Source organism: Streptomyces sp. SAI-135 (assembly GCF_029893805.1).
In the GTDB taxonomy this organism is placed as follows: Bacteria; Actinomycetota; Actinomycetes; order Streptomycetales; family Streptomycetaceae; genus Streptomyces.
This window is the reverse complement of the sequence record NZ_JARXYP010000001.1, coordinates 186,049-199,842: the sequence shown is the minus strand read 5'-3', so window position 1 is coordinate 199,842 and position 13,794 is coordinate 186,049. Positions and strand designations below refer to the sequence as shown.

Sequence of the window (13,794 nt, the reverse complement as noted above, 5' to 3'; positions counted from 1 at the left end):
CGACCGGAGCCATGGAACCCGGCGCTCACTCGACGCGACAGCGGGGCCATCAGCCTGCTGCCACCAGCCCGAACAGCCGAACCGGCCAGCCGAAAGAGCCGACGGACCGTCACGAGGGGTCGAGGTTAGTCTGTCGCTTTGCCCTCGCTCAGAGGTCGTCCACGTCGACCAGCCCGTCCTGGATGGCGCGGGCCACCAGGCTTGCCTTGGTCCGCGCGGGCCGGCCGAGGTTCGCGTACTTGATCCGCACTCGGTCCAGATACGAGTTGACCGTCCGAACGGAGATGCCGAGGCGCTGTGCGACCAACTCCTTGGACTCCGACTGGAACCACTCGATGAGCACGTTCTCCTCGCGTAGGGAGAGCTGGGGACGGTCGGCGCGGGTGTTGGTGCCCAGTGCGCCGGCCAGCGCGGGCGGCATGTAGGGCCGCTCGTCCGCTGCTGCCAGCGTCGCCTCGACCAGGTGGTCCCGGCCCTCGCTCTTGGTGAGATAGGTCGCGGCTCCAAGGTCCAGGCAGTTGAGCGCTGTCTTCTCGTCGTCCCGCATCGAGTAGACGACCACCTGTCGCCCGGCGTCGACGAGTCTTCGAAGGCTGCTGAAGGCGGGGCCGCCCTCGCTTAGTTGCAGATCGAGGACGACGACGTCGGCCGTGCTGCCCGGCGCGGTCCAGGCTTCCCGTACGGAGCTGCCGGCCGCGACCACGGTGATGGGCCGCCGTGATGCGGCGTACCACGCCTCCACGCCCGAGAGGATGGCGGGATGGTCGTCGACGACGACCACGCTGACCGGTGCGTTGTCACTCATGTCAGGGCAACTCCGGAGGTCGTCCGTCTTCTCCACTCGGCCTCCACCCACACACTTCCGCCGCGCGTCGTTCGCGCCACGGTCACCTTCGCGTCCGTGGCACGGCCGTGTGCCTGAGCGGCCTCTTCCGTGTCACGGCTGTCGGCGCAGTCCTCGCTGACCACGCTCACGCGTACCGCGCGGGGTGTCCACACGACAGTCACCCGCGCGGTCGAGCGGGTACGGCCCAGAATCACCGCTACCGGGTCGACCAACTCCCTGCGCACTCCCACCGGCACCTCACCCGGCCGGCCTCGTACGGCCAGGCTCACCGTCACCCCCCGGCGCTCGGCCACCTCCACGCACGCCCGCAACTCGTTCAGCAGCGGGTCGGATACGGCATCACTCTCCGCGAACAGGCGGCGCATACGGGCGGCTTCCACGCCGCACCGGAGCCTGACCTCCTCGTCGTGCGGGCTCAGCACACCGTGGCCGAGGCCCGCGAGCAGCGGCACTGTCGTCGCCGTCAGGGCGCGGTAGCGCTCCTTGTGATCCCGCTGCATGTCCTCGTGGATGCGTTCTCGGGTACGCAGTTCTTCCTCCCGTGCGGCCGCGGTCCCCGCTGCCGGCGCCATACCGTGCAGCAGGTGCGTCATTAGTACACCGACGGAGAGCTGGAAGCCGCAGCTGGCTATCGTCGAGATCCCCATGGTGGCCGACTCGGCGGCGGTTGGCGCCCCCGACAGGAGCACAGCGGTCGCGTTGAGCCCCACATGCGCCCCGAGGAACGCCGCAAAAACCCTGACCCGCAGGTCTGCCAGCAGGAACAGCGCATGCCAGCCGACCACTCCGAACGCCCAGTCCGGCGCACCTGTCGAATGCTCCGGCGGGAGCGTGAACGCGCATACCGCCGAAATGGCCACCACCGAGCCCAGGCTCCACCCGCGCGCCCTCGGCGGGATCTGTTTGCCACGCAGCAGATAGGTGCCCCCGGTCACCGAGACGGCGGCGAGGCAGACGAAGGCCGCTGTCTGTGCCCACGCAGGGCGGTACACGTCCTGGTAGGCCATCAGCCGGCGCAGCGAGATGGTGAACTGCCACACCAGACTGATCAGCAGTACGGCCAGTTGGGTCCCGTAAAGGAGCCGCCCTCGGATAAAGCGGACGTCGGCCGTGTGCTGTACCTGGACGCGGGGCGGGCGCGGTACGCCGGTTGCCTGTGCTCTGTCCCCTGCCTGTGACGCCCGGGCCGGGCCGTGCCAGCGCCACTGCACGCGGGTCCCCGTGTCCGGATGGGAGGTGACGGAAACGGAGCCTCCGACAGCGTGCATCCTGCCGATGATGGAACCGGATAAGCCCCGGCGCCGTGCGGGGACGGACTTCGGGTCGAAGCCCCGTCCCGCGTCGGAGAGTTCGACAACGGTGCCGTCCCCCTCTGTCCAAACCCGGAGCTCGGCCTCCCGCACCCCGGCATGACGTGCCACATTGGTGACGGCCTCCCGGACCCCGTTGAATATCGCGAGCCCAGGGCCGGACGGAATCGCGAGCGGGCCATCGATGTGCGTCTTGAGCCGCACCATGGTCTGTCCCTCACCCTCGGGCACACAGCGCAGAAGTGCCGCGAGGTCGACGCTTCCCGTCTCGAATCCGGGCACGGCGGACATGGCCTCCAGATCCTGTCTGGCACGTAAAGGCAGCCACGACCAGTCCCGGCCGTCGCCCTGGGAGACCATCAGCAGCGTCGCGCTCGCCGTGTCGTGCAGGGTCGCCAGGTACTCGCGCTCGGTCGCCCTGCGTGCGGCGGCGACTTCCATCTCCCGGCGCGCCGCCGCCCTGACAGCGGCCGACCGGTCAGCCGCCCTGGCCAGCGCCCGAACGATGAGGTAGGCGGCCCTCGACAGGCCTACCTGGATCAGCATGCGCACCAGGGGTACCAAGTCGGGGCTGTGCCCGGGTGAGGAGAGGACGTCGCCCAGCACGAAGACGACAGCCCCCAACGCAGCCAGGGCAGCCCCGGCCACCGGTCGCGTCGCCCACTCGTACTGGAAGGCGACGACGCTGATGCCGACAATCGCCTCCACCATCACATCCGCGCCGTCACCGCCGATCACCAGCTGAGACAGCCCCGTCAGCACCACCACGGCCGCGTCCAACGTCCACAGCAGGGCGAGCGGGAACAGGCGCGGGCGGCGCAGCGAGTAAAGGCGCACACCACAGGCGAGGAAAGTGGGCACCAGCAGAGACACCGCCAGGGGAATCTCCGCCGCATCCGCCGAGACGACGCCCAGCGCACCGCACAAGCAGACCACGATGGACCGGAGCCACACGCCGAACCGCTCAAGGGCCAGGATCAACAGGCGCTCGCTGGACCTGGGCCCGTCTGCTGACTCGATGGCTCCGACCCCGTTCCCCTTGCGTCCCCCGTGCCACATAGAAACACCCCCGTGCCACATAACAACAAGGGTAGGTGGCCACTCGAGCAAGTGGGAGCAAGTCTGCAGCCTGCTCGGTCCCTGCTCCTTTGTGGGGCAAACGACCGACACACCCAGCGACCGGGCGGGGCTACTGTCCCCGTCGTACCGAGTCGTTCGAGGCGAGCCATCCTGCCGCCTCCACTCTGAGAAGTCGGGGAAACGTATGTCCATCGGGAAGGGTTTGGTCGCGCTTGCGGCATGTGCCGCCCTGGGCTTGACGGCGCTGAGCACGAGCCCCGCGTCGGCAAGTATTTCGCAGGGGGTCGTCTTCGGCAGCGGCACCATCACCGACGACTGGGGGGACGAGGGCCCTCTTTGGGCGGGTGGCACATATCAGCTGTCCAACGCGGTCGGTCTGTGGCAGTACGTCCTGTGGGCGGAGGGAGCCACGGAACAGAACGGCACGGCATTCGACTACGCGGACATCGACTGCGATTTCGGCGCCAACACCACCTATGCGACGAAGAAGTTGCAGACGAGGTGGGGCCTGGGGGCAGACGGAGCCGTGGGCAGCCAGACGTTCAGCATCGCGGACAACCACCTCCGGGGAAGCACGGGCGAGGTCACCTACTTCGGCAGGGCGCACGCTGTCACGTTCGTACGCAGCTCTGCCGGCTCCTACCGCTTCGAGAACCCTGAAGCGGGTCTGGGCTCGAACTTGTGGGAAACGGCGACCTACCGGTCCTACGCGACCTGCTTCGTTCCTGGCGGCTGAACGACTGCTCGACCACTGACCTCGCCGGTGGGTGATGCCCCGGTCGAGGCGTCACCCACCGAGTGAGGACAGGAAGTTGAGACGCAGGAGATTCAGGCATGCCCATGTGCCCGTGATCATGGGGCTGCTGCTCGCAGTGGCCTCCAGTGGTCTCGGGACGGCACCGGCGTACGCGAAGGAGGCCGTGCCGCCCGGTGCGGCCACCGCCACCGCCCCGAGTCAGGAGGCCGCCCCCAAGCCGTCTGCCGTCCCCGTTGGCGAGCGGGCCGACCGGCTGGGCTCGGACTACAGGAAGTCCCAGGACCGGGCGTTCACGACCACCGGTGACGCGCTCGGGTTCCATGTGATGGTGGCCGACGAGAAGAACGGCTACGCGTGGCGGACCGCCGCCTCGCTCGCCGAGCCGGGATTCGAGACGGACACGTGGATCGGCAACGCCTGCGTGACCGCGTCCGGCAGGTACGCGGCGGTGGCATACGCGCCACGGACCTTCACCAACAAGCCGGAGCTGATGAGCCGCGGCGCCTTCACCGCCATCGTCGATCTGACCAGCGGCACGGTGCGCAAGCTGCCGTTCCAGGCGACCCTCGGCTACTTCTCGCCGGGCTGCGGTACCGGGGACCAAGCCGTGTTCTCGCAGTTCACCGACGAGTTGAGCTCGGTGAGGAGCGAGACCAGGCTGGTCACGGCCGACGCGCGCAACGGCCGTACCGAGAAGGCGGACGTGGCCGGTCAGGTCACCTCGGCGGTGCCCGTGGCGGACGGCCGGATCGTGGCCGCACGCGGCCGGCAGGTCGTGCGCATCGACGGGATGGCCGTACGGACCGTGGCGCGCACGCACGCCGTGCCGTTCCAGCTCAAGCCGGATGCGGACGGCGGTGTCACGTTCATCGACCGCCTGCCCGGCGACAAGGAGAAGGAGTCGGCCGATGACCGGGCCGCCGTCTCCCGGGTCACCGCCGCCGAGGTCCGCTCGGCCGACGGCAAGGGGAAGGCCACGCAGCTCGCCCAGGGCGACCTGACCGCCTTCGACCTGGCGCGGACCCCGGGTGGTCAGGTCTTCGTCACCGGTAGGGCCAAGTCCGGGGCGAGCCTGCCCCGTGTGGTCCGCAACCCGGGTGGGATCGACAAGGACGCCCGCGTTTCCAGTGCCGGTGCCGCCGCGCTGACCACGGCCTGGGCGGACGGCAAGGACTCCCGGATCTCCCAGGAGGACGCCCTCGCGGCCCGCCCGGCGCGGATCACCCTCAAGGCACTGGACACCGGCAGGACGACGGAACTCGACGCACTGCCAGGGGTACGGATCGGCAGCGTCAAGGCACAGTTGACGTCCACGGCGATCAGCCCCGTACTACCGAGGCCGGCGAAGACCGACGGCGCCTCCACGGCGAGTGAGGTCTCGATGGCGGAAAGCCCGGTCGACCAGGACCGTACGTGCTCGGTGCCGCGGGGTGACGTGAAGCTGCAGGCATTCCAGCCGACGCCACGTCAGATCGAGTGGGCGGTGGATCAGGCCGTGGTCGGCAACCTCAACTCGGGGGCATCACGGTCGATCAACTGGAAGAACACCGGGATCGACGTCTCCTACGCCCCCCAGAGCCTGTTCCCGCTGCGGCAGCTGAGCGGAGGCAGCGGTGCCAACTGGCACATCCCTGCCCAGATCATGCTCGGTATCACCGCGCAGGAGTCCAACATGTGGCAGGCCACCCGATACGCCGTCCCCGGCGTCTCGGCGAACCCGCTGATCGGCAACTTCTACGGCGTCGACTACAGCCCCGACGGTGATCAGGAGGACCCCTGGGCGATCAACTGGTCGGATTCGGACTGCGGTTACGGCGTCACCCAGGTCACCGACGGCATGCGTCTTCCCGGGAAGGGCCAACCGACCATGACCGAGCTGCAGCAGCAGGCAGTGGCGGTCGACTACGCGGCGAACATCGCCAAGGGCGCGGACATCCTGGCCGACAAGTGGAACCAGACGCAGGCCGACGGACTGGTCATCAACAACGGCGAGCCGCAGTGGATCGAGAACTGGTTCTACGCCCTGTGGGCCTACAACAGCGGCTACTATCCCCAGTCCTCCGCGGCCGCCAACTCCGGTAAGTGGGGCGTCGGCTGGACCAACAACCCGGCCAATCCGCTGTGGAAGGAGAACCGCACTCCCTTCCTGGAGGACGAGTTCGGGCGGGACGACTACGAGCACGCACGGCACCCGCAGGACTGGCCCTATCCGGAAAAAGTGATCGGCTGGGCGGGGCGACCTCTCTTCGCGATGACCGCTCCCGGCGAACTCGGGGCCGGCTACCGCCCCGCCACCTGGCTCAACGGCCTGTTCAGGACCGATGCCAAGCCGCCGATCGGTCTGTTCTGCAGCGGCTTCGTCAACGACTGCGATCCCGCCCTGATCGAGAACGACGACGAGCAGGAGAACGGTCCCTGTCTGCTGCCCACGGACGAGGACGACCCGCTGTTCCTGAAGTGCTGGTATCACGGGCCGGCGACCTGGAAGGAGTGCGGTCCGGCCGCGCGTGCGTGCGGCTACCCGCTGCACCGGTTCGACACGAGCTATCCCGAGCAGCCCGACGGCACCGCCTATCCGCCGCGGTGCACGGCCGAATTGCCGGCCGGAACCCTCATCGTCGACGACGTGGCGGAGGGGGTCACTCCGATGGGCGGATCGGGACGAAGCTGCGGGGCCTCCACATCGGCAGGTTCGTTCTCCTTCGACTTCCCCTCGCCCGCGGGGCGCATGGACCTGCATCAACTCGGTGCCGGGTACGACAACCACTTCTGGTTCTCGCACACCTACCGGCAGCCCTCGTCGGAACCCCCCAGGCCGAAGGCGACGGGTACGTGGACCCTGCGCCCGGAGGCACGGGGGTGGATGCGGGTCTGGGTGCACGTTCCGGATCACGGAGCCCACACCCGCCAGGCGTACTACACCGTCCTCGGTACCGATTCCACGAGTCCCAACCGGGTCAAGCCGCAGCGGGTCATGTCCAACAAGTGGCTCTCGCTCGGCGCGTTCAACTTCGTCGACACACCCCGGGTACAGCTCTCCAACGTCACCAAGGACGGTAACGGAACCGAGGACGTGGCCTGGGACGCCGTCGGTTTCGAACCACTGGGCGGCAAGCCGGCCAACCAGATCGTGGCCATGGGCGACTCGTTCTCGTCCGGGGAAGGCGTCACCGTCAGGGCAGGCGACGACTACTACCCCGAGAGCGACTACTACGACGAGACCAACCCCGCCACGAGGAACGCCTGTCACCGGTCGACCAAGACATGGTCCCGCGTGGCCACGCTGCCGCTGTACGCCGACTCCATCGGCGAGATGGCGGACAGCAGAAGCCCGGACATGGACTACCAGTTCGTCGCCTGCTCCGGTGCCCAGCACTACAACATCCTGAACCGCGGCCAGAACAGTGAGCTTCCCCAGATCGAGCAGGGCTATCTCGACCAGAACACCACGCTGGTCACTTTGTCGGTCGGAGGAAACGACTCCGGGTTTGTCCCGATCATCACGCACTGTCTCATCGGAACCTTCACCGATGACTGCCAGGACGACCCGACCGGCATCGAAGCTTGGGACCCGGACACCGGGGAAGCGACCGGGGGTACCACCGGCCGACTGAGCGAGTGGGTGCCCGACTGGCTGCAGAACGAGATCGCACCACGTCTCACCGCCACGCTGCGCGCGATCCATGAGCAGGCGCCCAACGCCCGTATCGTCCTGATGGGATACCCCGAGCTGCTCGACCCGGCGGTACCGTGCGACGGCCTCGTCAACCGGGCGGAGACGATCTGGCTGAACGGCGTCGCGGATCAGTTGGCCGCCCAGATGTCGGCCGCCGTGGCCGCCGCGAACTCCCAGTATCTCGCCAACGCGGTGTTCGCCGATCCTCGTACCGCTTTCGAAGGGCGGGTGATCTGCAGCCCCGAGGTCAACCTGGCCATCAACGGGATCGTACTCACCGATCGTTCGAAGGCCGACAGTGATGGCCCGGCCTCGATGAAGTCGTTCCACCCCAATATCGCGGGAGCACAACTTTATGCCGGCGTCCTCGAACAGGTGCTGACCCAGCCGTGAGACAGGGCCCGGGCCCTTGAGCCAGTGGCACTCGGGCCCGGCCCCACCTGGACAACAGGCAGCCAGGCAATGGCAGCTGCGGCCGGCTCCGAAAGCGGTAGGCCGAAAAGCGGCTCCACCCCCTACCCGGAAGGCAGAGAGAGCATGCGACCCAGGCCATTGAGCAGGACACTCGTCAGCGTCACCGTCCTCATCGGGGCGGCCGCGACCGGCCTCGCCTCCGCGGGCACCGGCTTCGCCGTCACCGTGCCGACCGCGCGGCCGGCCGTCAGCGCCGACGAGGCCGGGGCGAGCGCGGTGGTCAACCTTGGCCTGACCACCACCCAGGCCAAGGGGCTCCAGCGGATGCTGAAGGGCACCTCGGGGTACACCGGAACAGTCGACGGCTACCTCGGCACCCTCAGCTGGAAGGCCCTTCAGAAACACATGGGCCCCTGGTACTACGACGGCCTGATCGACGGGATCGTGGGACCGAGAACCGTCGCGGGACTGCAGGAGTTCCTCCGCGACAAGGGCTACTACCACGGAGCCATCGACGGCATAGCCGGATCCCAGACCAAGGCCGCATTCGCCGAGTGGGCCGACTACTGCGTAAGGGTCTGGTGACAGCCGACCGCGGCCCCAGGCGTTCCGCTGCGGAACTGCGAGACCTGCGGCCCGCGGCTGCTACGGGACACGGCCGGTGAACTGCCGACCCGCGCCCGTTGGCAGGAAGAGTCCGAGTGCGGCCGCAGCATGCCAGACGATGACCTTGGCGAAAGCGTCGAGGGTCGACTCCGCCCAACCAGAAACGAGACCCATATGTCCAAGCGCAAGAAGGCGTCGCTGGTTGTCGTCGCCGCCCTGGCGTTCGCCTTGTCATCCGGTACGTCTCCGGCGTCAGCTGTCGGTGAGGGATATGTCGACGCGGACCCCGGGCTCAGCAACGGCTACGAGAACGATTGGAACGACGAGGGTCCGATCGGTTACGGCAACACCACGAACGTGGCGGGGCTGTGGCAGTGGATCCTCTGGAGCGACGGCTACCTTCGGTACACCAGCGACATCGACTGCGTATTCGGTTCCGGTACGCAGGCGGCAACCCGTCAGTGGAATCTGGATCACAGCTGGGGTGAGCTGGATTCCGGCAGGGCCGAGGTCCAGAGTTTCCTGAACGCCGACAACGGGTTGCGGTTCGGGGGCGACTACAACAGCACTCTGCAGTACGTCTACTACGGAGACTCCGCGCGGCCGGTGACATTCCTGCGGGGCAAGTCGGACCACGGCGCGTACTACTTCCGCAACCCGGCCACCGGGAGCTGGATCTCCGCCGCCTACAACAACGGCGAGAAGGCGAACGCCTGCGGCTGACCGGCGCGGAAGGCCGACGGCCGAGGTGCGCTGGGCAGGCATGACGGCCGTACCAGGCGCATCGGCAGGCCCGCCCCCGTCAGTTCAGTGTCCGCGGCGACTTCCGGTCCTGCGGTCGCCATGCTCACCGTGCCACAAGAAGGAAGTGCCATGAGGACAAGGATTCTCCGAACGACGCTCGTTCCCACCGCCGTCGCCGTGGCTCTCGCGGTCGGCACGCTCGCCGGCGCAGCACCCGGCTACGCGGTCCCGCAGCCCGCCACCACCGCGCGGGTGACCCAACCGGCCGTGACGGAGGGCGAAGTCGGGGCGCAGGCCGTCTTCAACCTCGGTCTGACCATCCGTCAGGCGAAAGGTGTACAGACCTGGCTCAAGCGGTTTCACAATCTCTACAACGGCCCTGTCGACGGCGAGTTGGGATACAACAGCTGGATTGGGATACAGCAGGTTCTGTCCCTCTACAACGGCTACGAAGGCGACATCGACGGGATCCCCGGCACTGAGACCAAGAAGGCTCTGCAGCGCTTTCTGAACTCCGAGGGCTACAACGCCGGCAAGGTCGACGGCATCTGGGGTTCTCAGAGCACGGACGCCTGGGCCGCGTTCGCCGACGACATGGTCGACTACTACAACATCTCCTGACGAAGGGGGCCCGGCGGAGCTCTCTTCGCCGGGCGTCGGGTTCGTTGACCCAGGCGCCGTCGCGAATCTCGCCGCACAGCTCGACGACCACCGTCCACGCGGCGGGCGGGACCTTGAGGGCGGCCTGGTGGAACGGCGTCGGTGATGGTCATGCCGACTGAGGTACAACAGTCGCCTGCCCCGCTTCGCGAGCCAGGCGACGAACTCGTGGGTGCCGCCTGCGGAGTCGCCACGGATCAGCTCCCGGCGTTCGCTCCGGTACGTCATCGGTATGGGCCGGGTGAGTTGGGCTGTGTCGCGGCCGGTACGAGAGCGGTGACCGGCTGCCCGGCGACGTCGACGACGCCGAAGCCCGCTTCGCCTACGTCGCAGCGCCGTCCGTGCAGCAGCTCCCGCTTGAAGTCCTGGAAGAACGACTCGGCGAGGGCATTGTGATATCTGGGCCCGACGCGTCCCATGCTGCGGTGGATGCCGTTCCGGCGGCAGACATCGGCGAAGGCCCGCTCACATTTTGGACGGATCAACCGGTCGACACCATCGAACAGTTGAGCCCATTCTCGTTCGTGCCGCAGCCGCGTGTGGCACCCCACCAGCCCAGTCCGAACGAGAGGGGAGCACTGACGGCACCTGCTCAGGAACCGTTGGCGTCCGCCCTCGTCAGTGCCCGGGGCAACACCGAAAGCCTGAAGAGTCTGCTGGCCGCGCTGTGCCAGCAGACGCTGCAAGCCGCCCGGTCCGAGGCCGTGATCCTGGACAACGACCTGCCCGGACCGATCCGGCCGATCGCGGATGCCATCCGCGACGGCGACTGGCCTTTTACCGTGAGGGTGCTGTATGAGCCGACCCCAGGACTGCGTGCCGGCCGCAACCGCGGGATCTGCGCGACCCGCGGCCAGTACGTCGCCATCACCGCCCCCGACATCACCCCCGAACCCGGCTGGCTGCAGGTCCTCGTCACCGCGATCGAGGAAGAAAAGGTGTTCGCGGTCGGCGGCCGCACCCATGTCATCTATCCGGGTGGCCAGGTCACGGCGTTGACGAAAGCTGCGCGAGTGCCGCGGCGCGGTGGACTGGCCCGAGGGCCGGGAATTGGCCGTGTAGCCGTACTGGGTCACCGGATGCAACCTGCTCTTTCACCGCCAGACCGCGCTCGACGTCGGCCTGTTCCGTACCGATCCAAGCGCTGAGATGGACGCGATGGCGGCGAAGGCGTCAGGCCGTGGCCCGGCACTGTCACTACCGACGGCGATGTCATTCGTTGGAGGCAGTCCGGCCAGACCGTCTTTGACATGCCGGCAGCCCACTACACTTCCGACGACGCCTCTGACCAGGCCAGATAGCGAACCGCTGCTGGAGTACTGAGTACCCGCACCGGGCCCGCCCGTGTGGGGAGCGGACTACCGGTCCATCGCCTTCGACCAGGTGGGCAGCAGTTGTGCGTAGAGCTGCTCGGCGACCTCCAGGGTGCGGGCCGCGTTGTCCAGGTCGGACTCGTTCACCGCGCACCCGGCGGCGACCTCCTCGAAGTGCCGGAGCGCTAGGACGAAGCCCATGGTCACCAGGCTCGAGCTGTCGCCCCAGGGCAGAGTGTAGTTGGGCCGCCAGGTCTGCGCCTGCCCGTCGAGCGGGCGGTAGGTGCAGGTGTCGACGTTGTCGACCTGCACCGCGTTCCCCCGACCGTAGACGTCGATCGCCTCACTGCGGTGGGCGAAGGAGGCAGTGGTGCAGAAGCTGAACGAGCACGCCGCCCCACCGCCGGCCCTCGCCACGAGGCTCACGTCCACCCCGAAGCCGGGGACCACGTTGAGCACGGCCGACATCTCGCTCAGGTCACCGACCAGGTACCGCGCCAGGTCGATTAAGTGGACGGGATTGTCGGTGAGGTAGAAGCGCAGGTCGTCGCGGTTCCCCTTGAAGTAACCGTCGAACTGCCCCATCACGAAGGTGAAATGCGCCAACGACGGCGCCCCGAACTCGGCCGAGTGGATCAGCTCATGGGCCCGGCGATAGGCCGGGGCGAAGCGCTTCATAGAGCCCACGACGACCTGGGCCTGCGCCGCCGAGGCCAGCTCGGCGAGCCCGCGCAGCTCGGCCGAGGACCCTCCGGCCGGCTTCTCGCAGAAGACCGGCAGACCCGCCTTGATGCATCGGGTGACGACGGACCGGTACTGCCCGGCAGGCACCACCACTACGACGCCGTCGATGCCCGCGCCTCAAGCATGGCGTCGAGGCCGACGTAGTGCCCCTTCGCCCCCCCATCGCGCGGCCGTGGAGCGGGCGCGCTCTTCGGTGCGGGCGCAGACGGAGACCAGCTTGAAGCCTGCCTCCAGGATCGCCGGGCAGACCGCGCTGTTCGCGTGGCTGCCCGCTCCGACCAGGCCGATCCTCACCGGCCACCCACGGGGCCGCCGCCAAACTCGAGGCCGTCGATCCGCGCGGCGGTCGCGGTCAGGATCTCCTCGAGCCGCGCCGGCTCGGCGAAGGCGTCGACCAGGCCCCGGGACCAGATGCTGGCCACGTCCAGATACTCCGGCATGGGGGCCGGCAGCACGCGGGCGGTGGTCTGCAGGATCTCGAGGCTGTTCTCGGCGAAACCATTCCACGTGGCCGCCACAGCCCGGTAGCCCTCGTCGTCCCAGGTGCTCTGCCGTGTCGGGTTCATGTTTCCCTCGTGCACGGCCCGGGTGAGGAACGAGCGTGAGCTGGCCCACTCGATAAAGCGCCACGCCGCGTCCTTGTCCCGCGAGGCGCTGTTCATGACCAGCGACCAGGTCCACATGTTGGATTCTCGCTGCCCGCCCGGACCGGTGGGCGGCCGGGTGTAGGCGACCCGGCCGCGCACCGCCGAGTGCGGTCCCTCGAAGAAGGCCACATAGTGATCGGAGTCGACGATCATGCCGTACCGGCCGGCGGCGAAGTCCCGGGCCACGTCCAGCCAGTGCCCACCAGGCCATGCGGTCGGGCCTGACGCATGGAGTGCCGAGATGAAGTCCCGCGTGGCCGCGAGCGCCTCCGGGGAGGCGACAGCGCTGCGGCCCGCGCTGTCGAAGTCCACCCCGCCGTAGGACCACAGCTGGGTCGCGAACCCCGTATACATCGTGTGCCAGGTATCGGTGCCGCGCTGCGCGAAACCACGCACGCCGGGTACCTTCTCGGCGATGGCCGCCGCTGCGTCGAAGTAGCCCTCCCAGGTCGTGGGTGCCTCGCCGAGACCGGCCTGCTCGAGGACGTCAGGCAGATAGGCCAGGTTGTAGGTCTCCCAGTTGACCGGGATTTCCAGTAGCGGACCCGTGCCAAGGGCGTCGCCGCGCTTGCCGGTCCACCGGTTGCAGTCGAGCAAGGGGGTCAGGAAGTCGCTCGGGTCGAAGTCGGCGGAGCACCGGTCGAGGTACCCGTCGAGTGGCTCGACCAAGCCCTCACCTGCCAGCTTCCACATCGAGACCGGCCCTGACACATACACGTCCGGCGCAGACTCACCCTGCAGCCGGCCCCGCAGAACGTCCAGGGAGTTGGTGACATAGTCGGTCTCGGGGATGATCTCGAGCTCGACCTTCTCGCCGGAGAACTCTTCGTACTCCGCGAGGTGCCTGATCACACTCGCGACATACGCGTCGTTGTCCGGACCGATGAAATGGACCATGAGCTTCCTTCTTCCTCCGACACGACTTGGCGGCCGCGCCTTGATAATTACTCGTCCGCGCCAGCGCTCGTGATCTGCCCGGGGTCTGGGCGGGCCGCA

The 13,794-nt window shown here is 68.1% G+C and carries 10 protein-coding genes and 2 pseudogenes; 6 read left to right on the top strand and 6 right to left on the bottom strand.

Features of this window, described 5'->3' with window-relative positions:
• Nucleotides 1-148: 148 nt before the first annotated feature.
• Together M2163_RS01025 and M2163_RS01020 are read right to left on the bottom strand one after the other, a co-directional pair.
• Entirely contained in the window at nt 149-805 is a 657-nt protein-coding gene (locus M2163_RS01025) for a response regulator transcription factor (protein WP_280854976.1), read from the bottom strand.
• Nucleotides 802-3,138, bottom strand: coding sequence for an ATP-binding protein (locus tag M2163_RS01020; RefSeq protein ID WP_280892879.1), 2,337 nt, complete (start codon nt 3,136-3,138; stop codon nt 802-804). Before M2163_RS01020 ends, M2163_RS01025 begins: the two co-directional genes overlap by 4 nt.
• A 283-nt stretch (nt 3,139-3,421) precedes the next feature.
• Here M2163_RS01020 and M2163_RS01015 point away from each other — a divergent pair, with 283 nt between their 5' ends.
• The 5 genes from M2163_RS01015 (at nt 3,422) to M2163_RS00995 (ending at nt 10,055) form a co-directional block, all read left to right on the top strand.
• Nucleotides 3,422-3,973, top strand: coding sequence for a hypothetical protein (locus M2163_RS01015; RefSeq protein WP_280854978.1), 552 nt, complete (start codon nt 3,422-3,424; stop codon nt 3,971-3,973).
• 76 nt (nt 3,974-4,049) lie between these two features.
• Nucleotides 4,050-8,063 (top strand): GDSL-type esterase/lipase family protein, encoded by a 4,014-nt coding sequence (locus M2163_RS01010; RefSeq protein ID WP_280892878.1) that lies wholly within the window; start codon nt 4,050-4,052, stop codon nt 8,061-8,063.
• A 159-nt stretch (nt 8,064-8,222) separates the two neighbouring features.
• Entirely contained in the window at nt 8,223-8,669 is a 447-nt protein-coding gene (locus tag M2163_RS01005; protein WP_280854980.1) for a peptidoglycan-binding domain-containing protein, read from the top strand.
• Nucleotides 8,670-8,864: 195 nt separating this feature from the next.
• Nucleotides 8,865-9,413 (top strand): hypothetical protein, encoded by a 549-nt coding sequence (locus M2163_RS01000; protein ID WP_280854981.1) that lies wholly within the window; start codon nt 8,865-8,867, stop codon nt 9,411-9,413.
• 150 nt (nt 9,414-9,563) lie between these two features.
• Entirely contained in the window at nt 9,564-10,055 is a 492-nt protein-coding gene (locus M2163_RS00995; protein ID WP_280854982.1) for a peptidoglycan-binding domain-containing protein, read from the top strand.
• Nucleotides 10,056-10,095: 40 nt separating this feature from the next.
• Here the strand turns inward: M2163_RS00995 and M2163_RS00990 are convergent.
• Nucleotides 10,096-10,349: pseudogene (locus M2163_RS00990) on the bottom strand (IS1380 family transposase); the annotation flags it as partial.
• Nucleotides 10,350-10,429: 80 nt separating this feature from the next.
• A pseudogene (locus tag M2163_RS00985) lies at nt 10,430-10,555 on the bottom strand (IS3 family transposase); the annotation flags it as partial.
• On the opposite strand from M2163_RS00985, the gene M2163_RS00980 reads away from it, so the two are divergent.
• Nucleotides 10,520-11,242, top strand: a complete 723-nt coding sequence (locus tag M2163_RS00980; RefSeq protein ID WP_348541517.1) for a glycosyltransferase family A protein — start codon at nt 10,520-10,522, stop codon at nt 11,240-11,242. The pseudogene M2163_RS00985 and the gene M2163_RS00980 overlap by 36 nt on opposite strands.
• A 210-nt stretch (nt 11,243-11,452) precedes the next feature.
• On the opposite strand, the gene M2163_RS00975 is transcribed toward M2163_RS00980, so the two are convergent.
• Together M2163_RS00975 and M2163_RS00970 are read right to left on the bottom strand one after the other, a co-directional pair.
• Nucleotides 11,453-12,259 (bottom strand): Gfo/Idh/MocA family oxidoreductase, encoded by an 807-nt coding sequence (locus tag M2163_RS00975; RefSeq protein WP_280855152.1) that lies wholly within the window; start codon nt 12,257-12,259, stop codon nt 11,453-11,455.
• 182 nt (nt 12,260-12,441) lie between these two features.
• Nucleotides 12,442-13,695, bottom strand: coding sequence for an extracellular solute-binding protein (locus M2163_RS00970; RefSeq protein WP_280854984.1), 1,254 nt, complete (start codon nt 13,693-13,695; stop codon nt 12,442-12,444).
• Nucleotides 13,696-13,794: the final 99 nt, after the last annotated feature.